We start from the raw sequence: 22,290 nt of genomic DNA, 5'->3' as shown, positions 1-22,290 counted from the left end.
ATGAGACATATATCAAAGGTGGCCGTTCTCGGTTCAGGAGTAATGGGCTCCAGAATTGCTTGCCACTTTGCGAATATCGGTCTGGAAGTTTTGCTTCTTGATATTCCACCCAAAGAACTCAATGACAAAGAAGCTGCCAAAGGCTTAACCCTTGAGTCTCCACAAGTACGTAATCGGATTGTTGATGACAGTCTGAAGTTTGCCTTGAAATCGAACCCCTCTCCTATCTACCGTAAGTCCTTTGCGAGTAGAATTACCACAGGAAATTTTGACGATGACCTAGCGAAGATCGCTGATTGCGATTGGATTATTGAGGTTATCGTAGAACGCTTAGACATCAAACAAATGATGTTTGAGCGTGTGGAGAAATACCGTACTCCAGGCACACTCATTACTTCGAACACTTCCGGTATTCCGATTGGAATGCTCGCGGAAGGTCGTAGCGATGACTTCAAAAAGCACTTCTGCGGAACGCACTTCTTTAACCCTCCACGCTACCTCAAGCTGTTGGAGATTATTCCGTCTCCATCAACTGATCCTGCAGTGATCGACTTCTTGATGAATTATGGAGAGAAGTTCCTAGGTAAGACAACCGTATACTGCAAAGACACACCAGCGTTCATCGCGAACCGTGTTGGGGTGTATTCGATTCAGGCGTTGTTCCACACCGTGAACGACATGGGGCTTTCAGTAGAAGCGGTTGACAAACTCACGGGACCTGTCATGGGACGACCGAAGTCAGCAACATTCCGCACATGTGATGTTGTGGGTCTTGATACGCTGGTGCACGTTGCCAATGGAGTTCGCGAAAACTGTCCGAATGACGAGCAACGTGATCTCTTCAATATTCCGGCATACGTCACGAAAATGGTAGAAAACAACTGGCTTGGTTCTAAGACGAAGCAAGGTTTCTACAAGAAAGTGAAGAACGAAAAAGGCAAGAGCGAAATTCTCGTCCTTGACCTGAACACCATGGAATACCGCGCAAAGGCGAAAGTGAAATATCCTACCCTTGACGCGGCAAAGCCCGTGGATGACCTCGCCCAACGCACGAAGATTCTATACAACGGAAAAGATGAAGCCGGCGAATTCTACAAGCGTTCGTTTAACGGACTCTTCGCGTATGTATCGAATCGCGTTCCAGAAATTGCAGACGAATTGTACAAAGTGGATGACGCCATGCGTGCTGGATTCGGCTACGAAATGGGACCATTTGAAGCATGGGATGCCATTGGTGTTGAAGCCGTAGTGAAGGAAATGGACGCTCGTGGCGTTGCCATTTCTGACTGGGTGAAAGACATGGTAGCAAAAGGCCATACTTCATTCTATAAAACGGAAGATGGGAAGCGTCTATTCTACAACCAGAATTCTGGTGCGTACGAAGTCATTCCTGGCCAAGAAGAAAAGATTAGTCTCGCTAACCTTCCAGAATCAGCAGTGGTTTGGAAGAATTCAGGAACCACGATCTATGACCTAGGTGACGGCATCTTGAATATCGCCTTCCACACGAAGATGAATACGATTGGTGGTGAAGTAATCAGCGGACTGAATAAGGCCCTCGATCTTGCCGAGAAAGACTACCGCGGTTTGGTTATCGCGAATGAAGGTCAAAACTTCTCTGCTGGAGCCAATGTGGGAATGATCTTCATGATGGCAGTTGAGCAGGAATACGAGGAACTTGATTTCGCGATTCGCGCCTTCCAGAACACCATGATGCGTGTTCGTTATTCATCGATTCCTGTTGTTGTGGCGCCGCATGGGTTGACCCTTGGTGGTGCATGTGAGATGTGTCTGCATGCTGATAAGGTGATCGCTAACGCGGAAACCTACATGGGACTGGTAGAATTCGGTGTTGGACTCATCCCTGGTGGTGGTGGAACCAAAGAGTTTGCCGTTCGAACAAGCGACGAATTTGGAGAAGGTGACATGCGTATCAACACGCTTCGAAACCGCTTCCTCACCGTTGGACAAGCAAAAGTATCAACATCAGCTCACGAAGCATTTGATTTAGGCTACTTGCGAAATGGTACCGACGAGGTTATTGTGAGTAGAGACCTTCAGATCGCTTATGCGAAGGAAGCTTGTTTAATGATGGCCAACAAAGGATACTCGAAGCCAGTTCCGCGCAAAGACGTGAAAGTCTTAGGAAATGAAGGAATGGGTATCGTGTACGTTGGAGCAAATTCAATGTTGAGCGGAAACTACATTTCTGAACATGACGAGCTCATTAGCCAAAAACTAGGAGCCGTGTTATGTGGAGGAGATCTTTCAGAACCGAGCGAAGTAAGCGAGCAATACCTGCTTGATCTAGAGCGCAAGGCATTCCTTGAACTATGTACTCAGAAGAAGACGCTTGAGCGCATGCAAAGCCTTCTTCAAACGGGTAAGATCCTTCGCAACTAATAAAACTGAAAAACATGAACGCATATATCATAGGAGGTTACCGTACAGCAGTTGGAAAAGCGCCCCGAGGGCTCTTCCGCTTTATGCGTCCGGATGACCTTGGCGAAAAAGTAATTCGCCGCTTATTACAAGACTTCCCTGATTTCGACAAGGAGCGTATCGACGATGTGATCGTAGGAAATGCGACTCCCGAAGCGGAACAAGGATTGAATATTGGTCGCATGGTGTCATTGATGGGACTTGACACAGAGAAGGTTCCTGGGATGACGGTTAACCGTTACTGTGCCTCTGGTTTAGAGACGATCGCTATTGCGAGCGCGAAGATCCATGCCGGAATGGCTGACTGTATCATTGCTGGCGGTATTGAAACAATGTCTCCAATTCCTTTCGGGGGCTGGCGCATCGTACCCAACGCACGTGTATCAAAAGACAATCCGTCTTGGTACTGGGGAATGGGATTGACCGCAGAAGCAGTGGCTACTCAATACAATGTCTCTCGCGAAGAGCAAGATGCTTTCGCTTTGGAGTCACATCGTCGTGCTGCTGATGCGATTGATAACGGACGATTCAAAGACGACATCGTACCGATTGAAGTGGAACAAGTATTCGTTGGTGCCGATAATAAGCGCCAATCAAAGAAATACGTGGTAGACACAGACGAAGGTGTTCGTCGTGGATCAACCATGGAAGCCATGGGACGTTTACGTCCGGTATTCGATGCCAAAGGAAGTGTTACTGCTGGTAACAGTAGCCAAACTTCAGATGGAGCAGCTTTCGTTATGGTAGTTTCTGAACGCATGCTGAAAGAGCTAGGCGTTGAGCCGATTGCTCAGCTAAAGTCGTTCCATGTTTCGGGATTGGAGCCACGCATTATGGGCGTTGGACCTATCTACGCTGTGCCTAAGGCTTTGGAGCGTGCAGGTTTGAAACAAGGCGACATTGATTTGTTTGAATTAAACGAAGCCTTCGCCTCTCAAAGTGTAGCGGTTGTCCGCGAGTTAGGACTTGACCCATCGAAGGTTAACGTGAATGGTGGAGCCATTGCATTGGGCCACCCACTAGGATGTACCGGAACGAAACTAACGGTACAAATGATGAACGAAATGAAACGCCGCAACGGGAAATATGGTATGGTTACCATGTGTGTTGGAACTGGACAAGGAGCAGCCGGCGTATTTGAATTCTTTAATTGAAAAACGGGAAACAAAGCATAATGGAAGAAACTAAGAATAAAGCGATTACGGGAGGTGAGTTCCTTATTCGTGACGTAGCGGCTGAAGACATCTTCATCCCTGAAGAATGGTCTGAGGAACAATTGATGATGAAGCAGACATGTGCTGACTTCGTCAATCAAGAGATTGTTCCAATCCTCGACCGCATCGATTCTATGGAAGAAGGTCTCATGCCTTCACTTCTAGAAAAAGCAGGTGAGCTCGGAATGCTTGGAATTTCTGTACCTGAAGACCTCATGGGTATGGGTATGGATTTCAAAACGAGCATGCTTTGTACGGAAGCACTGGGTGAAGCACACAGCTTCTCTGTTGCTTACGGTGCGCACACTGGAATCGGAACCTTGCCTATTCTTTACTACGGTAATGATGAGCAACGCAAGAAGTATGTTCCAAAACTTGCCACTGGTGAGTGGAAAGCAGCTTACTGTCTAACTGAGCCTAGCTCGGGTTCTGATGCGAATAGCGGAAAGACCTCAGCGAAACTGACAGAGGATGGAAAGCACTATGTCATCAACGGACAGAAAATGTGGATTACCAATGGTGGTTTTGCTGATGTATTCACGGTATTCGCGAAGATTGACGACGATGAGAACCTAAGTGCATTTATCCTTACCAAAGACATGGAAGGAATTTCATTGAACCCTGAAGAGAAAAAGATGGGTATCAAAGGATCTTCTACACGTCAGGTGTTCTTCAATAACGTAATGGTTCCAGTAGAGAACCAACTCTACGAACGCGGAAAAGGATTTAAGATCGCCGTGAATATCCTCAACATTGGTCGTATCAAATTGGCTGGTGGTGTACTCGGAGGTTCAAAAGGTGTGATCACAGACGCGGTCAACTACTCGAACGAACGCGAGCAGTTTGGTCGTCCGATTTCAAAGTACGGAGCGATTCGTCAGAAATTGGCGAAGATGGCGATCCAAGTGTTCGCATTGGAGTCAGCAACTTACCGTGCTACACAGAACATCGAAGACGAGATCACTCACTTGGTGAATGGAGGTATGGACAAAGGAGAAGCGACCTTGAAAGGGATCGCAAGCTATGCTCCTGAATGTGCCATGTTGAAAGTATTCGGTTCAGAAGTTCTTGACTTGACTGTTGACGAAGGTGTACAAATCCACGGTGGTATGGGCTACTCAGCGGAAACGCGCATTGAGCGTTCTTACCGCGATGCACGTATCAACCGAATTTTCGAAGGAACGAACGAAATCAACCGAATGTTGACTGTAGACATGATCTTGAAGAAAGCAATGAAAGGTCAGCTTGATTTGATGGGGCCAGCAATGGCTGTAGCGAATGAGTTGATGTCGATTCCAGACTTCGGAGATGCTCCAGACAATGTATTTGATCAGTACCGCGGGTACATCAAAAACTTCAAGAAATCGATCTTGATGGTGGCTGGATCAGCTGCTCAGAAGTTGATGATGCAATTGGCCAAAGAGCAAGAGATCTTGATGAATATTGCAGACATGGCAATTCAAGCGTATGCGGCTGAGTCATTGTTGCTTCGTGCTGAGAAGTACGCTAAGCAACATGGTGAAGAAGCAGCTTCAGATCACATCAACATGCTGAAGGCATTTGTTTACGACGCAGCCGAAGAAATTGGTCGAAGCGGACGTGAAGCATTGAACTCATTTGCGGAAGGCGATGAGCTTCGCATGATGACGATGGGAATCAAGCGTTTCACCAAGACTGAACCTGTAAATATCAAAGAGATTCGACGCGAAGTAGCAGCGAAGATGATCGAACAGAATAAGTACTGTTACTGATACAGCAATGTATCTGGTTTGGAAAGAGGGCTTCGGCCCTCTTTTTTGCTTTGCAACAATTGCAGATAGAATACCTGAACATGAAGCGGTTAGAATCGGTTTTGACAGTAACTTGAATACAAACCACCGATACATGCGCCTGTTAATACTAGCTACCTGTTGCCTGCTCTCCTTCCAAGGTATCAGCCAACTCCAAAACGCCAACTGGTTCTTCGGAGCCGCACACTCAGCTTCTTTCTTAGGAGATGAACCTGTAGAGATCCCTAGTGGAATCGATGTTGGCTTTGACCGCACCCCTTCTTGTATTTCAGATCAGTTTGGAAATCCTCTGCTTTACGCAGATGAAACGAACTTATATGACTCCAACGGCTTCCCGTTGCCCAATGCGAATTTCATCGGGAACTGTGTTTCGAGCATCCTCTGTCCTGTTCCTGGTGATGATGAGAAGTACTACTTCGTTCGATCAAACGGAACGAGTGGGCTAGACTATTCGACCATTGATATCACCTTGAATGATGGCTTTGGAGACATCATCGAAGGACAGCTACAGACTGAGCTCTTTGATCTCGGTGGAGAATTGATGGTTGTTCCTAAAGACGGTGCCGATGGATTCTGGCTCATTAGCGCAGATAACAACAACGGTTCAAGCGATTGTTTCATCCGCACCTTTGATGTGAATAGCGAAGGTATCGTGCTCCACAGTGAGTTCTCTTTCTATTGGCTGTGGGTTGGATGGAATCCTGAACTGGACGATGCAGTGATTTCACCTGACTGTTCGAAGATTGCCGTGTCGTTTAAAGGTCACTACATCGGTCTAATGGAGTATGATTCAGCCGCAGGCGAGGTCATTGGTGCCTTAGACCAATCAATCAATAACTTCAACAGTTTCGTCAACGTGACTGAACTGGAATTCTCTCCAAATAGTAAGTACCTCTATTCGCTGGGTGACTTTGGCGATATCTCGCAGTTTGATGTTGAAGTGCTTGATCCCAACTTGATTTCCAGTACGCAATTGAACGTGCAGTTAGCGAACGGACAGCCATGGACTGATTTGAAATTGGCGATAGACGGTAGAATCTATATCATGAATCAAGACACCCAGGCTCTTGATCGAATTGATGATCCTGACCTCCCCGCACCCGACTGTGGATATACCCCAAGTGTCATCACTTATGATAATCTCCTCACCACCTATTTACCGAACACTCCAAACGTGATTTGTGGAGCATTCAGTGTAGTTTTCATTCCGGAAACGGAAGATGTTTGCCTTGGTGAAACAACCCTCTTCGACATCTCTTACACTTCGGAGCCTGACTCAGTATTCTGGGATTTCGGAGATCCTGATTCAGGAGATTTGAATTTCAGCGAAGAGCTTAATCCTGAGCATTTCTACGCTAACGCGGGAACCTATGAAGTGAACGTTGACATTTGGTTGAACGATGTGAACTACCCTTCTACGATTATCGCCAACGTATATACTTACCCTGAGCCTGATTTAGGTGATGACATCGTGGCTTGTGAGGGTGAATCAGTCGTCCTAGATGCAGGTCCTGCACTCGAATATTTGTGGAATGGTAACGCGGGTGATCAAACGCTTGACGTATTGCAAACCGGCACCTATGAAGTAGTGGCAAGCAATGGGCCTTGTTCTGCTTCAGATGAAATAGAAGTGACCATTATCCCTGTTCCGGAAATCGACCTCGGTCCAGACGTAGTTGATTGCAACGGTGAGCCAGTGCTGATCGAAGCGAACACAGTCGTAGAATGGTTTGACGGAACTGAATCACAGACTTACCTCGCTGAAACGAGTGGTACCTACTCTGCTACTGTTAGCAACCAATGCTTCACCGAAGAAGATGAAGTCGAAATTACCATCATCGTGGTTCCAGATAACGAACTTCCTGAACTGGCGAGAGCTTGCTTCGGTGATGTTGTGATCCTTGACCCAGGAATTGACGTAGATGACGTTGAATGGACAGGCGGTGGAGAGCAAGAAGGTGATAGCCTTGTGGTTAGCAATTCTGGTGTCTACGAAGTCTCTTACAATTACCTAGGCTGTATCATCGAAGATGTTGTTGAAGTTGACTTTGAAGAGACCATCAATCTTGATCTTGTGGTGATGCCAAATGTCTTCACTCCAAATGGTGACAAGAAAAACAAAGACTTTCACCCGATCTTCTTGGGCAATACGGAAATTGAACCTTGCGACTTCCCAGATTTGGTGGAAGTAGACATGAAAATCTACAACCGCTGGGGTAGCTTGGTGCACGAAGAAGGTTGTGTTTGGGATGGCCGAACTGAAGGTGGTGACGATGTTTCTGAAGGCGTTTACTACTACATCATCGACATCAGCTCAAGCTGTTTAGGACGAACACAAACACGTGAATTCGAAGGAGCACTAACCTTGAAACGTTAGATTCCTTTCAAACGTGTCCAAAGTTCTTCGATTCCTTCGGAGGCTTTGTCCATATCAGGTTCAGATTCTACGCTTTGTGTGACCTCTAGGCCCTCCTCTCCTTCGATCACATCGAAGCCAAAGACGAAGCCTTCACCGTTGGTTGCTAGTTCATCTGGCTGCCCGAAACGGAGGTCAATAAATTGGAGTCCGTTCTCGGTGATCTGCGCATCGTAGTATCCTTGACTTAAGAAGATGAGGCGTTCTATTTTCTCGCTATCGCGGAATGGTTCGAGCAATTCATCATTGCGTTCGATGTAGATCAGCTCCATTTCTGACGGAGGCTTTTCATCCAACAAGGAATAGAAGCCGGCAACATAACCACCTTCAACCTTGGCGGTTACTTGCCATAAAATGGAATTGAGCGGAGTGGGTCTACTTTCGAAGTATTCCACTTGAACATCTTGCGCAGAGAAGGCTTCTTCAAAAGCTTCATTCGCAATACTCTTGTTGACCACCGTCACTGCCAAGTATGCCGTGGAAATGGATATTCCGATCCAGTTGATCATTTGACGGGCTGGTTTTGTTCGACGAATGAACAAGACTGCAAGCACCGTCAGCAAAAGTGGCACTGTATAGAGCGGATCAGCAACGAAAACTGTATGCCATGCGACACGCTTATCCATTGGCCAGAACAGCTGCGTTCCCCAGGTGGTAAAACAATCGAGTAAGGCGTGCGTCACAAAGGTTAGGAACATCGCCCAGGCCCATGCACGTGCGCTGCCCCATCGTCCGCGATAGAACTTTGAGATGAGCCAACCTAATACAGGGGCGAACAGGATAAAGAAGAGGAAACTGTGCGAAAAGCCACGGTGCCAATCCATGCCTGTTACGACATCAACAAAGGGCCGACATAACACATCGAGATCAGGAATAGTACCTCCAATGGCACCCCAAAGGATGGCGCGGTTCCCTACTTTCTTACCTATCACCGCTTCCGCGGTAGCGGCACCTAAGACTAATTGAGACAAAGAATCCATGGATACGAAACTATCTATAACCCTGAATGTTTCAATGGCAGTTCGGCTGTCTTGACAGAATTAGCACATCAATGGTTGAATCACTTGGTTGAACGGTGTCAGACGGTAAACGATCATTCTTACATTTGAGTTGAAACAATCACACATGGCACGAAAGAAAAAGATCGTCAATAAGAAGTCGATGGCGTTCATGGAGCGCTACTTGAATAACGCATCTCCTACTGGTTTTGAAAGTGCAGGGCAAGAGCTCTGGCTAGACTACATCAAGCCGTACATCGATGACTACTGGGTAGACACTTACGGAAGTGTTGTAGGAATCATCAACCCAGAAGCCAAGTACAAAGTAGTGATTGAAGCCCATGCTGATGAGATTGCCTGGTTCGTACACTACATCACGAAAGATGGGTTCATCTATCTCCGTAGAAACGGTGGTTCTGACCATATGATCGCGCCTTCTAAACGTGTGAATATTCACACAGACAATGGCATTGTGAAGGCGGTCTTCGGTTGGCCAGCAATCCATACGCGTCAGGCGGGTAAAGAAGAGACACCAAGTCTACATAACATCTTCTTGGATTGTGGATGCAAGTCAAAAGACGAAGTAGAAGCGCTGGGAGTTCATGTAGGTTCAGTGGTAACCTTTGAAGATGAATTCATGGTGTTGAACAACGACTTCTTCGTTGGACGTGCTTTGGACAACCGCATGGGTGGGTATATGATTGCTGAAGTAGCGAGACTTCTCAAAGAAGAAGGAACAAAGCTTCCGTTCGGTCTGTACATCACGAACTCTGTTCAAGAAGAAATTGGTTTACGTGGAGCTCAGATGATTGCTGAGCGCATTCAGCCAGACGTAGCTATCGTAACAGACGTTACACATGATACGCAGACGCCGATGATCAACAAGATCAAACAAGGAGATACGGCTTGTGGACGTGGTCCGGTATTGACTTATGGTCCTGCGGTGCAGAACAACCTACTTCGTTTAATCATTAACGAAGCTGAGAAAGAGAAGATTCCTTTCCAGCGAGCTGCAGCATCAAGAAGCACAGGAACAGATACAGATGCATTCGCATACAGCAATATGGGTGTAGCAAGTGCATTGATCTCGTTACCTCTTCGCTATATGCACACTACCGTGGAAATGGTGCATCGCGATGACGTTGAAAATGTCATTCGAATGATTTTAGCCTCAATCAAGGCGATTGAAGACGGACAGGATTTCAGGTATTTGCGTTAGCGAATGCCAAACGCTTTAACAGGTACACATCAAGGGGCTTCTCCAGCACCTTGATGATGTTCTTGTTTTGCTCTGCTTTTTCAATGTCGCTTCGATCGATCGACGACGACAGCATGAAAATTTTGAAGTCTTTTCTGAAGTCTTCAGGAAGTTCTTCAAAGATGGCGAGGGTTTCGAATCCATCGACTTCAGGCATCTGAATATCTAGCAATAGTACATTGAGGAATCCGACATATTTCTCCTGATCATTTTTGATCTTTTCTACAGCCTCTGGGCCATCAGAATAAGACTCAATATGCTCAGTTAAATTTGCCAGGCGCAAGAGTTTCGTGTTAACGACGATGTCAATGTCGTTATCATCAACTAATATGATCCTCAGCTTTTCTTCGCTCATAGTTTATGTGGTATAGAGACTACGAATCGTGATCCATTTCCTTTTTCAGAATCCACCTGAAGCTCGGCTCCTAGTTTCTCCACCGCTTCTTTGACGATGTAAAGACCAAGTCCATTCCCCAGTTGGTTTTCAGCAGAGCGGTAGAACATCTCGAAGACCTTCTTTTGATCTTCACGAGCGATACCTACTCCGTTGTCTTCTACTGTGATGGTAGTTTTATCAGCAGCGGTTATGACGTTAACATTCACGTACGGCTGTCCCTTCGAGCTATCTTGATACTTAATGGAATTAGAAACAAGATTATTCAGAATCATCTTCACGCGCAATTCATCCAGCAGTACCGGACCTGATTGCTCAACAGTCTTCTGAAAATCAACATTTTCAGCTCCATCAAAGTACTTGTAGTACTCAAATATTTCGTCGACCAGAATATCAAAATCAACTTCTGATAAAAGTTCACCTTGTTTATTGTTCTGGTAGTAATTAATAATGTTCTGTACAAAGACATCGAGCTTCGTCACCGTCTGCTCGATCATGCCGAAGTATTCACCTGCCTTGCCGTCAATGCTTTCGGCGCGAGCCAATTTCAACACGCCCATTACAGACACCAGTGGTGCTCGCAGGTCATGTGAAGCACTGTACACGAACTTCTCGAGTTCGGCGTAGGCTTTTTGAAGTTCTTCGTTCTTACGACGAAGTGCCATTTTGCTTTCGTAAAGCTCGTAGGCATTTTCAATGGTAATCTTCAGCTCTTGCTCATTCCAAGGCTTTGGAATGTAGCGATAGACTTGCCCCTTGTTGATGGCATCGATCACCGCTTCGATATCCGCATAACCTGTCAACAACATTCGAACAGGATCAGGGAAATCTGGAATGATCAATTCAAAGAATTCAACCCCGCTGAGGTTCGGCATTTTCTGGTCAGAAATGACCACGTGAATCTCATTTTCACTAAGGATCTGTACCGCATCACCGGCGTTCGTGGTGATAAAGACGTTGTAATCTCTTCGAAATGCAGCCTTGAATGAAGTCAAGTTGTGCTCCTCATCATCGAGGTACAGTATGCTGATTTTTTTCTCTGACATCCGGAGGGTACAGTTAGAGGCCTTTAGACAAAGTTATAATAAATTCAGTTCCTTCTCCGAGCTCAGACTTCACGTCGATCGTACCTTTGTGATCGTTGATGATTCCCAGTACAATAGACAATCCGAGACCGGTTCCTTCACCCACTTTTTTGGTGGTAAAGAAGGGATCGAAAATCTTCGCTTTCACTTCATCTGTCATCCCCGTTCCGTTGTCAATAATTCTAATGACAAGGTTTTCACCAGCGTCTTCGGTTACGACCTTCACAAATCGCTCTTCATACGGCTTACCAGAAGCTGCAGTTGCTTGAAGTGCATTCGCGATGATATTCATGATCACCTGGTTCAATTTACCAGGATAGCAATTGATCTCAGGTAGTCCATCGGCCAATTCCTGTATCAGAGGAGCCTCACTTTTGATGGTACTCTTCAGGATAACAGCAGTCGATCGAATACACTCATTGATGTCTGCTTTCTTCAAAGCATCTTCATCAAGACGCGAGAAGATTCGGAGTCCTTTCACGATCTCAGCCGTTCGGCTGGCACCGTCATTGATTCCTTTCATGAGCTGGTTAATCTCAGCTTTCAAGAAATCCAGTTCCAACTCCTTACTTAAGGCTTTTGCCTTTTCTAGTTTCTCTTTTGCTTCATCACTTTCGATATCGACTCCCTCATACTCATCGATGATTTCGAAGAGGTCGTCCAAGTCACGTTTTAGTGGAGTGATGTTCGATGAAACGAAGTTGATCGGGTTGTTCAACTCGTGTGCAATACCTGCGGTCATCTGACCGAGCGATGCCATCTTTTCGGCATCAACCAGTTGAGCCTGAGTAGAACGAAGTTCTGTCAGGGTTTGATTGAGCTCCTTGTTCGAATCTGCGAGCTCTTTGGTACGCTCATCAACTTTCTTCTCAAGCAATACGTTTTGCTGTTTGATGATGCGCTCATTCTCCTTGAGAACCTTGAGTCGTTTTTCCTGCTCTGCTTCCTTTTCACGTTTCAGCACGTTGATTCGATCCGCTAGTGCCAAGGACAGAAGAACTACCTCGATTGCAGATCCAACAGGAAGGGCGAAACGTGTGATGTCGTTATACGGGAAGATTCCGAAATCCTTCAGTACAAATACGGTAACTCCTAGAAGGAAGACCGTCCAAGCACCTAAGAAATATAGACCTGGTTTGTATCCTTTTCTCCATACCATGAAGGCTCCCACAATCAGAATCAAACTGAACAGGGCGTTGGCATTGATCAAATTGAAACTGATCTGATACATACCTATGGTGGCCAAAACAAAGGCCAGAATCTCCATTCCGATAAAGAAAATACAGAGCTTATAGAGCCACTTTGCATAAATCTTCACCTGTAGGAACTGTGCTGCAAAAAGGATAGTTGCCGTACCAGAAAGCACTCCACTGTAGTGGGTGGCTCGCATCGCAATCCACGTGTTGTCTTGCCATACATACTGTGAACCATATCCGTTCAACACGAGCTGAGTGAGGCATACGAAGAGGATGTACAGTACGTAGTACAAATAGCTCTTATCACGCACAGAGAAGTATACGAAGAGGTTGTACAAGAACATCACCAACATCAACCCCGAATAGAATCCGAAGAAGATGTCTCGTCCGCTTTGCTTGCTTGAGTGTTCGTATTTGGTATCAAGGGTCACCACGGTGATCACCTGCTTACCACTTTGAATGCGCAGCATAGCTGTAGATGCAGCCTCTGTTGGTCCGACTCTAAAGAGGAAGTGCGGTGAATTTTCTTGGCGCGAAGAGAACGGAAATGCCACACCAGTGGTATCACCGTAGATCAGTCCATTGGCATCTGCATGATAGAAGAACACACTATCCAACATCGGAGATTCGAAGTGGAGATAGAGTTCTTCTTCCAATGGAGGAAGATCGATCTTAAGCCATGAAGGGTGTTCCTTGATATCGAGGTTGATCACCTCGGTTTCTTGAATGACGAATTCTTCGTTCATCATCTCCTGCCAAGTTCGGACATACGTAGTGTCTTCACTCACGGAAGTGGTAAACGAGAGCATGTTACCTGCGGCCGTTGCGGCGTACACAGATAGCATCACTATCAATAGTGATGTTAGTTTTTTTAGGGTGTAGTGCATCACTTTAAAAGGTCAAAATGAACTGATACCGTTCCCTTTATACCGGAAGTCTGCTTTTTTTGTTGCGGATTATTCTGCAAGTCGATGACTTCGGCTAAGAACTCGTCTTTCAGTTCTTCCCTTCCTTCAGGATGCTTGTAAGTTGTTACAGTGGAAATAAATCGATGGTCAGGATATGGTATTTCTCCCTCAGTCCCCAACGCCTCACACTTCACTAGTGCCAGGTCTTTCATCCATCTTTTGGTCAAAGGAGAAAGGAGCGCAACCATGCGTCGAATTCCGAGATGATCACACATACTCCAACCACATTTCACGAGGTCTTTTCCGTTGATTCCAAGTCCGGCGATTTCGACAGAACTCCACAAAGCGCAGAATTCTCCTACACCCTCTTCAGCGAATTTCTCAAAGATTTCGTCAGTGCGCGGATCGAATTCTCGCATGACCAGTTGAAGTGGAAGTGGTCTTCCTTCACGATAAACGTGCACACGTGCTCCAGCGTAGATTTTATGTCCGCTAGGAGAAGTAATGACAATCACATACACATCTGGATCTTCCATCCAGTCCGTGCTCAGTGAAGACAATTTGGTGATCCCGTGATTTTGCAGGATCTCGTGATGCGCTTCACTGAAGCGCTTCGACATATTTACATCGTCAACAGCGCGGAAAGCCCGAACACGGAGGGTTCGGATTCGCTGCGTTCTTGCGCGTTGTAATTTGCTATTTGTCCAAGAAGAACCCACTTACGTCAACGAATTTTCTACCGGTTATCTGATTATCTCCAAGAAGGATCATACGCGAGAGCTGTGCGGCAACACCTGCTCCCATGATCACCTCTGAGCCTAGTTGCGGCCAGCGTGAAATGGTTTTATTGAGCTCACTCATGGAGAATTTCATGCGTTCACTCAATTCATCTTGGGTGATCATTCTGAATAACCACTCCGGATTCCATTCCTCCGTTTCCAATACTTGTTCGATTTCTTCATCGCTGAATCTTCCATGGAATAACTCCATTGAGTCATCCAAGTCGAATCGCTCCACATCGATCAAGCCGCGGTCTGATGTATCCATCACCACGGGGATTCCTTTTTTTCTAGCTTCCCAACGAAGTTTCAACTTCATAATGAAGCTATCGCATTCCTCCAGCAGTAGGTCAATGGGTGTGTCACCACCGAGGAATTCGTCAATATTATCATGGGTCACCCCTTCTTCGAATACCGTCACCTTGATGTAAGGATCAAGTTCGGCGATTTCACGAGCAACGATGGTAGCTTTCGGAAGCGATAGATTGACCACGCTCGTGCGCAAACGATTCATGTTTGACAGCTCTAGGTTATCATAATCAGCGATGATCAATTCACCACCGATACGTTCCAGTGCCAAGGTCAATGCAATTCCAGAACCTACCGACATTCCCGCGATAGCGATACGCTTCTTAGCCAGCACCCCTTGTTCAGTCGCAGACACTTTGTGCATGTTGCGATTGGTCCGAACTTCACGGTACTCGGCTTCGTCAAGCAAGTGGACCATAGCATTGCGCCATGGATAGTACACCCAGACTCCGTACTGCTCAGGGTTCTCACCCAAACGAGCGCGTACCGCCAAGGTCACTTCGTTTTCTTTCCAAGCGTATGAAGGGCGACGCATTTGGACCAACTCAGCTACCTGATCTTCGATAGTATCGATAATCGTTGCTTCTTTTTCCTCTACAAAGGCTTCCCAAGTGCCGTCGGCAATTTGGGCTGAACTGAACCGCTGGACAGACCATGGTTTAAGTTCCTGTATTTGAGGGGAGACGATGAGTTGCTTTTCGGCCATAATACGACGCTTAAAAAGCAAGATGGTGAGAATCCAAGCGTGTATGATTCACACCTTGTTGAAGTTCTTAACATAGTATGCTTAGCATACGAAACTTTCCTGCATGGCGCTCGTAATGGAGGATACCAAGTATGTTACTATGATTAAGCCACACTGTCTTTACCCTAGATCAGTAGAAGAATCTGTACCAAGCACCATGTGCGAGCTCTTTGATGTATCGTTCTATTCGAACTTCGAAGAAGCGTGGAACTTCGCAGAGAACAACGAAATCGGTTTGTTGATCACCCTCTTTGATCGCACTCAAACTGGATTCAAGGCATTGCTCAATGGCATGAAAGTCATGCACCCTGACCTCATCCATCTTTTGGTAGCAGATGACATTACCGCTGAAGAGTTGATTGCAGTGGTAAATGTTTCGGCAAGAATACGTGTTATCAACAGTCAAGACCTTGAGCGAGAGCTCAGCAAGGCTGGTGCAGACTGCTACTCTCTGTATCTATCTGGCAGCCGGAAAGACCGACACATACTGGCTTTGACGGAAGAAAACCAGAACTACGAATCACTCCTTCGTGAACATTACTTGTCGTAGTTATTCACGACCACAGTTATTCACTTTCTTTCATAGGCTTCCTCGAATGGCGTTTTACGCCGTATTTTTGAGTCAGTCTTGACGCAATGAAACAGGAAGAATCGAGGCAAGATTTAATCGGCTCATGGACGATTGATCTTTCTAAGCGAGCGTTTTTATTTACGAATGGCCAAGGTTGTTCAAGCCTATCGGCAGAAAGTTTGATCGAGCAATGTGGCTTGACTCGACTTTCGCTCCATGCTGGCAAGCCTTTTTCTGTTATTTCTTCTCCCGACCCCGCTGAGTTTCCTGATCAATTGATTTCGACCAGAGGAATTGTTCTTCAAGAAAACCCTGGAGTGATCAGCGGCACTTGTCATCGCATTTCGAAAAAGGAACTTGAACACACTTCAGGACCAAGTCGTGAAGAGCTGATTGATTTGCTTACCAACTGGACGGTCGGTACACCTCGAAATATCGTTCATGCCTTGCGAGCTCCAATCAGTCGCATCAAAGGGATAGAAGAGATTTTACGAAGCGAGTTGAGCCATGATCAAGAGCATGAACAGCTACTCGATTATTTGTCTGCATCGACTGAGAGACTTTCAAAGCTAGCCGATCACTTAATAAGCCTTCAACCAGGCGGGGATCAACCCGCAGTAAGTATTTCCTCAACGTTGAATTTGACACTTGATGGGTTTGGACTGGTATCCGCGCAGACGCCATCAGTGGAATTAGATTCAGATTTCTTTGTGGAGCGTGAAGTCGCTTCTTCATTAGATCGACTACTGATTAACTTCCTCACATATAGTTTCCCTGGTATTGGGGATCAGCACATCAAAGTGGAAAAGGCTGGAGACAACCTTGCCTGCATCTCTCTTTCTCAAAAGATTGAACCAAAGCAACAAGACCTAGCTGAACGCACCATCATGCAGCTACAGAATGCACCTTCAGGTGTATTGGAATTCCTGTCTTCTTCAGACAGAGCGATGGTCATTAGTTGTGTTCGCGAAGGGTTCTTAGATCACAAGATCTATCTGCCAAAGATCAGTTAAGCGAATAGTTGAGGTTCCCGCTTCGCATTTTCTTGTAATTGACCGCTAGCAAAGCCAAGAAACCTTGAAAATGCTTCATTGCGCCGAGTGTTTCTGGGCTCACCTCTTTCTTCTGCAAACGAAGTACAAGCCAACCGTACATTCCCGTCATCGCCGCTTCAATCGGATTCATGTGTTCATTGCCTGAACGCTTCAAGAAGTCGTCGATGCTTTCCTTCGCACTATTGAACGCCTCGGTATACTCTTTGTCTTTGACTAAGTCAATGAGTGTATGATGGAGATAATTCAACTCAACCAAAAGCTCGTCGGTTTCAGGAATATGTCCTTTCTTCTCCGCTTTTGCGAGCTGCATCGCCTTGATCAAGCCTCCGAACCACGTCAGCTCTGCTTCAAGATCAATGTGAGAATGATCACCCGTAGTCAGGAATGCGCGAATGCCCGTCAAGTCAAAATTGGCCGCGCGAACGAGGTCTTGCATCTGCCAGAGGTACAAGACGTATTCGATGATATTCTCTTCTTTTTTCTGTTGAGCGATTGTCATTCTTCGATCACCTGTTGTTCAAGGGCATATTCTTCATTGAGACCACGAACGATCTCAGGAGTAACATCAAACGGAGTTGAGCCATAAAGCACACCTTCACCAGACATTCCCTTATTGATAATCAAGTCGATTCCATTTTCTTCGGCGTAGCGCTCGATAAAACTCGTGAGACGCTCAATCACTTCAGTATTCAACTCTTGCTCTTTGCGCAATACACGCTGGCTTTCGCTTTGTTGAAGCTGCTGAAGTTCATACTCTAACTCCATCAAACGGTTCTGCGCTATTTGAAGCTCTTCTTCAGTGACACCTGGACCCTGAGCATAAGCCACTAGCTCTTGGTATTCCTGTTCAGCAGCTTTCGCCTTACGCTGAAATTTATTCTCACTCGCAACGGTAGCTCTTTCCAGTTGAGCTTCTGCATCGATAATGAACTGACACTTTGCATAAATGGAGTCAGTGCGAATAAAGGCAATGCGAGGTTGATCACCAGCATCACCAGATGTCATTGACTGATTGGTTGTCTGTGAAACCGGCGATTCATCCATCATTGACTCTTGTTCTGGAGCTGATGATGATGATACTACCGCGTAGATTCCCAATGCAAGGGCTACGATGCTAATTCCTAGGGCTACTTTTTGCATACTAACTGTTTTGTGAACGCTTCCACGTCTCCGAGAAATCGCTCCTCATCTCAACGAATCGTTCTAAGACTTTCGTACAAAAGGCGTCATCAACCATTGCTTTGACCTCATCTAGTCCGTTAACATCAAGTTGAGCAATCTTATAAGTCTGCTCATAAGTGCCAACTTCAAATTTGATGTGGTACTTTTCGTTCCAGCTAAACACCGTGATCTTCATCACCTGGTGAGGTATTTCGGCAACGACGCGCATATTGAAAATTTCGGCAAAGATAGCAACTCACACCTGTACACCATGAAAGCCAACGCATTCCTTCATCAGTCGGTGGCAAACCTGGCTTGGTGTCTCGGTAGCCAGCCCTTGATGTTGAGTCATCCCAACTCGGTTTACAAGACCCTTGATGAAGCTTGGTTCAAACTTGAATTCGATCGTCATCTAGACTGGTTATACGCGCTAGATGCTGACCCAGAGCGACTTGAAGCATATCTCACATCCGAAAAACGCATTCCCCTCGGAAAGAAATTCGAACGTTACATTTCGTTTTGGTTGAAGGAAAGTCCATACTTCATACCGCTCGCCGAAAACGTGCAACTCATTGGACAAAAGAACACCATTGGCGAGATTGATTTCGTATTCCGCGAAAGCGAAACTGAAAGAACCTATCATCTGGAAGTTGCCTGTAAGTTCTACCTATCTGCTTCAAACAATGGCAATTGGGAGCAGTGGATTGGACCGAACGGGAATGATACGCTGCGCCTCAAAATGGACAAACTTGACAAACAGCTTAATGTCACGGAGCTTCCTGAAGCTAAGGCATGGCTAGATGAGCAACGCATTCCGAAACCAGAGAAGGCCCTATTAATGAAAGGAATGTTCTTCCACCATTTTCAATCGATTCGAAAAGCCAAAGCTCCACACTACGCCGCGAAAAATCACCACACTGGATGGTGGCTTCGTGAAGAAGAAATGGCTCGATTCTTTGGCGGAGAGGGCAGCTGGGCCGTGCTTCCCAAATCAGATTGGTTGAGCAATTACCACATCAACTTAGGGGAAGATGAAATCCTCGATGGATTTGAAGTGCAGCAGAAGATCAAAGCGCTTCTTGAAACGTATCGTCGTTCCGTGATGGTCGTGCGCCTATTCCCTGGTGGTATGGGGTGGGAAGAAGGCTCCAGAGGCTTCGTTGTTCCGAATCACTGGCCGAATCACTGATCAAGCCATTGCTTGAATTCTGTGGTGCGTTCGCGCGCTACCACAACCATTTCAGATTCCATGCCTTTGATCACCAATCGCAAACGACTGTTACTCCACGAAGTGATCTCGAGCAATGATTTCGCTGAAACGACGAATTTTCGATTGATCCGGAAGTAAAGAGAAGGATCCACAGACTTCGCAATCTCATCCAACGAAGTATCAAGAGGGTAACTTCTTCCCTCCTTGGTGAGCAGATAACTCACACGGTCTTCGCTGTAGAAAGCCAAAATCTCGCTGATGTCAAAAAAGCGAAGCTTGTCTCCTACCTTCACCACATAACGTTGCTTGTATGAAGTTTTCTGTCCGGCAATTTCCTGCATTAACGCCTTCAAGTCTAGCGATTGAGTTGGCGAACTTGGTGCTGATACGCGCTCCCATTTTTCAAGCGCCTTCGCTAAGTCTTCCTCAGAAGAAGGTTTTAAGAGATAATCTACACTCCAATGGTCAAAAGCTTTGATCGCATATTGATCATATGCCGTCACGAAAATGATCGGGGTCTTCGGTTGTACTTGCTCAAGCGCTTCAAAGCTCAAACCATCCGCTAATTGAATATCACTGAAGATGAGATCTGCATCCGAATGAGTCTGCATAATCTCAATTGCTCCAACTACGGTGTCAGCAGTGGCAATAACTTCCCACTCTGGACGCAAGGAGCCCAATAAGCGCTTCAATCGCTGCACCGCTCGCGGCTCGTCTTCTATAATTAGAACTCTTTTCATGCTTCATTCTCTAATTCAAGCAGAGGAATGCTCACCGAGAAGTGAGTTTCTGTTTGGGTGATTTCGATCTCGCCCTGAGCGTATGAGTCGTATCGTTTTTGCAAATAGCTCAAGCCCAATTGACCTGACGGGATTTCGCCCTTTTTCAATTGCAAACCGTTGACTACCTCAATGCGATTACCGTTCATTGCAAAGCGCACGTTCAATGGATCTGCAGTTGACACTACATTGTGTTTGACCGCGTTCTCCATCAATAACTGCAATGACATGGGTACGATGTATTTTGCTTTCTGCTCACGCAGGGAATCGTCAAACTCTACTTGTAAGTTCTCCGCAAATCGTTCCTTCAGCAGACCAACGTAATCTTCGATAAATCGAAGTTCCTCTTCAAGAGACACTAGCTCGTGATCTCGACTGTCAAGCACGTAACGGTATACATCACTCATCTTTCGAATGAAGCGAACCGCTAGCTCTTGGTCGTCATAAACGAGTTCCGTCAGGACATTCAAACTGTTGAAGAGGAAATGCGGATTCAGTTGATTCCTCAGTGCCTCATAACGTTGAACGTAGACTTCTTTCTCGAGCCTTTCTGCCTTCACTGCTTGCTCTCTCCATCCTCTGAAGAAACCTACTGCAGTGAGCACGGTACTGATCGAAAGGCTGATGATGACTGCGATTCGTCCGTTGAACCAAAAGAGTTTCCAGAAGTTTTCGCTTTGGAAGAACTCACCTTGTTCCCATCCGAAAAAGAAGTATCCGAAGGTTAACTGGATGATTTGAAAGGCAACGAAGGAATAAACCACCAAAGAGAGAAAGCCAATCGTCACTCGCTTCCATGGGTGGGTGAGCCATGAGATTCGCTCATCTAAACGGTCAATGATGTACCCGTTTCCAAGGGATTGTGAGTACCAAATCGCCATTGACCAAGTGGTTCCAATCCCAAAGTACCTCCAAGAAGTGAAAAGCTTTCCTCCGGTAAAGAAGTAGGCTGCTCCAATAGAAACCACAAGTACCACCAGGAAATAGATCCCGCCGGTACCCATGATCGATTTGATCCAGTTTTTACCTTTCTTGGTCATCTTCCATCAATTGGCGCATTCTGCGTTCTTCCCATTTCCGTCCGAAGAAGAAGTTCGAACCGAACACTCCCAATCCGTGAATCGTGAGTCCAATTCCCCAACCGAGGGCTGGCCAGTACCACCATTGGTGATTACTTGTCAATTGATTCAAAATGATCAATCCAGTGATAACAATGACGTAAGTGATGAGGTGTGAGTAAAACCCTTTCTCCTCTTCTACTTGTTTGCGGGCGCGTTCGTATTTCTCTTGATCGTTCATATCGGCAGAATTACTGGTGTAAGTTAGTTCGTTCATCGTTCACATGATTTAGTTAGACCTTTCAATTGTTCTTTGCCCCAAGTAGGACCGAATTCTAAACCTGAGTCGTAGGCATCGAAATTCTTGAGTGCTTCTTGTGCTTCTGCACAGTAAGGAGTTACGTCTTGTCCGAAGTAAGCCGCTTTACCCATCTTGTTACTGATCAGAAGGAATTGTGCTCGTGGATTGGCTGCATCGATTTCAATGGATCTTCCAGCAGCGGCTTGAATCATTGGTGAGATTTGAGGAGCCTTATTCATTTCAGCCATCAATTGAGCGCTGTGATAAAGTCCTTTCAAGGCCCACACTTCGCTATTGTCTACTTGGTCATTGACAAGCTGATTTACAATCGGATTGGCTTTCTCCAAAAGCGTCAGTTTTTCAGTTGTTGTGGCATCAAAAGAGGCGCTAACTAGGCAAAGTGCCTGGTAGTATCCCGGCTGCCATTGTTCTGGATTCGCATCAGCGATTTTCCCGAAATCTGCAGCGAGGTCTGTTAGTTCTTGTACCGATTCCGCGCTAGCGAGATCACGGATACCTTTTTGCATTGCCTTTTCAAAAGACCCGCTTCCTTCTATGATTGGAAAAGCGAGGATCAACATGGTGATAAACAGTTTCATAAGTTTCGTTTTATGCCGGGTG

21 protein-coding genes are annotated in these 22,290 nt (G+C 46.0%); 8 read left to right on the top strand and 13 right to left on the bottom strand.

The window, feature by feature from the left end; all coding sequences use genetic code 11:
• The 4 genes from RA156_RS01310 (at position 1) to RA156_RS01295 (ending at position 7,823) form a co-directional block, all read left to right on the top strand.
• Entirely contained in the window at positions 1-2,403 is a 2,403-nt protein-coding gene (locus RA156_RS01310; RefSeq protein ID WP_306642155.1) for a 3-hydroxyacyl-CoA dehydrogenase/enoyl-CoA hydratase family protein, read from the top strand.
• Between the two features lie 14 nt (positions 2,404-2,417).
• On the top strand, positions 2,418-3,596 hold the full coding sequence (locus RA156_RS01305; RefSeq protein ID WP_306642153.1) for a thiolase family protein: 1,179 nt from the start codon (positions 2,418-2,420) through the stop codon (positions 3,594-3,596).
• A gap of 20 nt (positions 3,597-3,616) precedes the next feature.
• The gene (locus RA156_RS01300) at positions 3,617-5,407 is read left to right on the top strand and encodes an acyl-CoA dehydrogenase FadE (RefSeq protein WP_306642151.1); all 1,791 of its coding nucleotides are present in this window, start codon (positions 3,617-3,619) and stop codon (positions 5,405-5,407) included.
• Positions 5,408-5,540: 133 nt separating this feature from the next.
• Positions 5,541-7,823 carry a T9SS type B sorting domain-containing protein gene (locus RA156_RS01295; RefSeq protein WP_306642149.1) on the top strand — a complete coding sequence of 761 codons (2,283 nt, stop codon included), beginning with the start codon at positions 5,541-5,543 and terminating at the stop codon, positions 7,821-7,823.
• Here the strand turns inward: RA156_RS01295 and RA156_RS01290 are convergent.
• Complete coding sequence (locus tag RA156_RS01290) at positions 7,820-8,842, bottom strand: metal-dependent hydrolase (RefSeq protein ID WP_306642147.1); 1,023 nt, start codon at positions 8,840-8,842, stop codon at positions 7,820-7,822. The two genes, RA156_RS01295 and RA156_RS01290, sit on opposite strands and share 4 nt — an antisense overlap.
• 145 nt (positions 8,843-8,987) lie before the next feature.
• Here RA156_RS01290 and RA156_RS01285 point away from each other — a divergent pair, with 145 nt between their 5' ends.
• Positions 8,988-10,079: a M42 family metallopeptidase gene (locus RA156_RS01285; RefSeq protein ID WP_306642145.1), complete on the top strand. Its 1,092-nt coding sequence runs from the start codon at positions 8,988-8,990 to the stop codon at positions 10,077-10,079.
• On the opposite strand, the gene RA156_RS01280 is transcribed toward RA156_RS01285, so the two are convergent.
• From RA156_RS01280 to RA156_RS01260, 5 genes are all read right to left on the bottom strand, one after another.
• Positions 10,063-10,473 (bottom strand): response regulator, encoded by a 411-nt coding sequence (locus tag RA156_RS01280; RefSeq protein WP_306642144.1) that lies wholly within the window; start codon positions 10,471-10,473, stop codon positions 10,063-10,065. The genes RA156_RS01285 and RA156_RS01280 overlap by 17 nt on opposite strands.
• Positions 10,470-11,558 (bottom strand): hybrid sensor histidine kinase/response regulator, encoded by a 1,089-nt coding sequence (locus RA156_RS01275; protein WP_306642142.1) that lies wholly within the window; start codon positions 11,556-11,558, stop codon positions 10,470-10,472. Before RA156_RS01275 ends, RA156_RS01280 begins: the two co-directional genes overlap by 4 nt.
• Before the next feature lie 13 nt (positions 11,559-11,571).
• The gene (locus RA156_RS01270; protein ID WP_306642140.1) at positions 11,572-13,680 is read right to left on the bottom strand and encodes a sensor histidine kinase; all 2,109 of its coding nucleotides are present in this window, start codon (positions 13,678-13,680) and stop codon (positions 11,572-11,574) included.
• Positions 13,680-14,321 (bottom strand): hypothetical protein, encoded by a 642-nt coding sequence (locus tag RA156_RS01265; protein WP_306642138.1) that lies wholly within the window; start codon positions 14,319-14,321, stop codon positions 13,680-13,682. The genes RA156_RS01270 and RA156_RS01265 overlap by 1 nt, the downstream gene beginning before the upstream one ends.
• A gap of 76 nt (positions 14,322-14,397) precedes the next feature.
• Positions 14,398-15,495, bottom strand: a complete 1,098-nt coding sequence (locus RA156_RS01260; RefSeq protein WP_306642136.1) for a ThiF family adenylyltransferase — start codon at positions 15,493-15,495, stop codon at positions 14,398-14,400.
• A 103-nt stretch (positions 15,496-15,598) separates the two neighbouring features.
• Between RA156_RS01260 and RA156_RS01255 the strand changes: the two genes are divergently transcribed.
• Positions 15,599-16,084, top strand: a complete 486-nt coding sequence (locus tag RA156_RS01255) for a hypothetical protein (protein WP_306642134.1) — start codon at positions 15,599-15,601, stop codon at positions 16,082-16,084.
• An 86-nt stretch (positions 16,085-16,170) separates the two neighbouring features.
• Positions 16,171-17,118, top strand: a complete 948-nt coding sequence (locus tag RA156_RS01250; RefSeq protein WP_306642132.1) for a hypothetical protein — start codon at positions 16,171-16,173, stop codon at positions 17,116-17,118.
• Here the strand turns inward: RA156_RS01250 and RA156_RS01245 are convergent.
• From RA156_RS01245 to RA156_RS01235, 3 genes are read right to left on the bottom strand one after another with little or no spacing between them, the layout of a single operon-like run.
• Positions 17,111-17,659 (bottom strand): DUF4924 family protein, encoded by a 549-nt coding sequence (locus RA156_RS01245; RefSeq protein ID WP_306642130.1) that lies wholly within the window; start codon positions 17,657-17,659, stop codon positions 17,111-17,113. The two genes, RA156_RS01250 and RA156_RS01245, sit on opposite strands and share 8 nt — an antisense overlap.
• Complete coding sequence (locus tag RA156_RS01240) at positions 17,656-18,300, bottom strand: OmpH/Skp family outer membrane protein (RefSeq protein WP_306642129.1); 645 nt, start codon at positions 18,298-18,300, stop codon at positions 17,656-17,658. Before RA156_RS01240 ends, RA156_RS01245 begins: the two co-directional genes overlap by 4 nt.
• Before the next feature lies 1 nt (position 18,301).
• Positions 18,302-18,550 carry a hypothetical protein gene (locus RA156_RS01235; RefSeq protein WP_306642127.1) on the bottom strand — a complete coding sequence of 83 codons (249 nt, stop codon included), beginning with the start codon at positions 18,548-18,550 and terminating at the stop codon, positions 18,302-18,304.
• A 42-nt stretch (positions 18,551-18,592) separates the two neighbouring features.
• Between RA156_RS01235 and RA156_RS01230 the strand changes: the two genes are divergently transcribed.
• Entirely contained in the window at positions 18,593-19,510 is a 918-nt protein-coding gene (locus RA156_RS01230; RefSeq protein ID WP_306642126.1) for a DUF1853 family protein, read from the top strand.
• On the opposite strand, the gene RA156_RS01225 is transcribed toward RA156_RS01230, so the two are convergent.
• Genes RA156_RS01225 through RA156_RS01210 form a run of 4 tightly spaced genes read right to left on the bottom strand, consistent with a single transcriptional unit; the run spans position 19,504 to position 22,268 of the window.
• Complete coding sequence (locus RA156_RS01225; RefSeq protein WP_306642124.1) at positions 19,504-20,271, bottom strand: LytR/AlgR family response regulator transcription factor; 768 nt, start codon at positions 20,269-20,271, stop codon at positions 19,504-19,506. The two genes, RA156_RS01230 and RA156_RS01225, sit on opposite strands and share 7 nt — an antisense overlap.
• A complete protein-coding gene (locus tag RA156_RS01220) occupies positions 20,268-21,350 on the bottom strand; it encodes a sensor histidine kinase (protein WP_306642122.1) in 1,083 nt (360 codons plus the stop codon). The genes RA156_RS01225 and RA156_RS01220 overlap by 4 nt, the downstream gene beginning before the upstream one ends.
• Positions 21,334-21,645: a 2TM domain-containing protein gene (locus tag RA156_RS01215; RefSeq protein ID WP_306642120.1), complete on the bottom strand. Its 312-nt coding sequence runs from the start codon at positions 21,643-21,645 to the stop codon at positions 21,334-21,336. The genes RA156_RS01220 and RA156_RS01215 overlap by 17 nt, the downstream gene beginning before the upstream one ends.
• Positions 21,642-22,268, bottom strand: a complete 627-nt coding sequence (locus RA156_RS01210; RefSeq protein ID WP_306642118.1) for a hypothetical protein — start codon at positions 22,266-22,268, stop codon at positions 21,642-21,644. The genes RA156_RS01215 and RA156_RS01210 overlap by 4 nt, the downstream gene beginning before the upstream one ends.
• Between the last annotated feature and the right edge of the window lie 22 nt (positions 22,269-22,290).

It is taken from the genome of Sanyastnella coralliicola (assembly GCF_030845195.1).
Lineage (GTDB): Bacteria > Bacteroidota > Bacteroidia > Flavobacteriales_D > Sanyastnellaceae > Sanyastnella > Sanyastnella coralliicola.
The sequence above is the reverse complement of the archived record's forward strand: the minus strand, read 5'-3'. Positions and strand labels throughout refer to the sequence as shown.

Excerpts from the sequence above, each read along its gene's own strand:
- RA156_RS01290 (WP_306642147.1), bottom strand. The coding sequence starts at position 8,842 with ATGGATTCTTTGTCTCAATTAGTCTTAGGTGCCGCTACCGCGGAAGCG.
- RA156_RS01225 (WP_306642124.1), bottom strand. The coding sequence starts at position 20,271 with ATGAAAAGAGTTCTAATTATAGAAGACGAGCCGCGAGCGGTGCAGCGA.
- RA156_RS01240 (WP_306642129.1), bottom strand. The coding sequence starts at position 18,300 with ATGCAAAAAGTAGCCCTAGGAATTAGCATCGTAGCCCTTGCATTGGGA.
- RA156_RS01235 (WP_306642127.1), bottom strand. The coding sequence starts at position 18,550 with ATGCGCGTCGTTGCCGAAATACCTCACCAGGTGATGAAGATCACGGTG.
- RA156_RS01295 (WP_306642149.1), top strand. The coding sequence starts at position 5,541 with ATGCGCCTGTTAATACTAGCTACCTGTTGCCTGCTCTCCTTCCAAGGT.
- RA156_RS01230 (WP_306642126.1), top strand. The coding sequence starts at position 18,593 with ATGAAAGCCAACGCATTCCTTCATCAGTCGGTGGCAAACCTGGCTTGG.
- RA156_RS01305 (WP_306642153.1), top strand. The coding sequence starts at position 2,418 with ATGAACGCATATATCATAGGAGGTTACCGTACAGCAGTTGGAAAAGCG.
- RA156_RS01255 (WP_306642134.1), top strand. The coding sequence starts at position 15,599 with ATGGCGCTCGTAATGGAGGATACCAAGTATGTTACTATGATTAAGCCA.
- RA156_RS01265 (WP_306642138.1), bottom strand. The coding sequence starts at position 14,321 with ATGTCGAAGCGCTTCAGTGAAGCGCATCACGAGATCCTGCAAAATCAC.
- RA156_RS01215 (WP_306642120.1), bottom strand. The coding sequence starts at position 21,645 with ATGAACGAACTAACTTACACCAGTAATTCTGCCGATATGAACGATCAA.
- RA156_RS01210 (WP_306642118.1), bottom strand. The coding sequence starts at position 22,268 with ATGAAACTGTTTATCACCATGTTGATCCTCGCTTTTCCAATCATAGAA.
- RA156_RS01260 (WP_306642136.1), bottom strand. The coding sequence starts at position 15,495 with ATGGCCGAAAAGCAACTCATCGTCTCCCCTCAAATACAGGAACTTAAA.
- RA156_RS01275 (WP_306642142.1), bottom strand. The coding sequence starts at position 11,558 with ATGTCAGAGAAAAAAATCAGCATACTGTACCTCGATGATGAGGAGCAC.
- RA156_RS01280 (WP_306642144.1), bottom strand. The coding sequence starts at position 10,473 with ATGAGCGAAGAAAAGCTGAGGATCATATTAGTTGATGATAACGACATT.
- RA156_RS01220 (WP_306642122.1), bottom strand. The coding sequence starts at position 21,350 with ATGACCAAGAAAGGTAAAAACTGGATCAAATCGATCATGGGTACCGGC.
- RA156_RS01270 (WP_306642140.1), bottom strand. The coding sequence starts at position 13,680 with ATGCACTACACCCTAAAAAAACTAACATCACTATTGATAGTGATGCTA.
- RA156_RS01250 (WP_306642132.1), top strand. The coding sequence starts at position 16,171 with ATGAAACAGGAAGAATCGAGGCAAGATTTAATCGGCTCATGGACGATT.
- RA156_RS01285 (WP_306642145.1), top strand. The coding sequence starts at position 8,988 with ATGGCACGAAAGAAAAAGATCGTCAATAAGAAGTCGATGGCGTTCATG.
- RA156_RS01300 (WP_306642151.1), top strand. The coding sequence starts at position 3,617 with ATGGAAGAAACTAAGAATAAAGCGATTACGGGAGGTGAGTTCCTTATT.
- RA156_RS01245 (WP_306642130.1), bottom strand. The coding sequence starts at position 17,659 with ATGACAATCGCTCAACAGAAAAAAGAAGAGAATATCATCGAATACGTC.
- RA156_RS01310 (WP_306642155.1), top strand. The coding sequence starts at position 1 with ATGAGACATATATCAAAGGTGGCCGTTCTCGGTTCAGGAGTAATGGGC.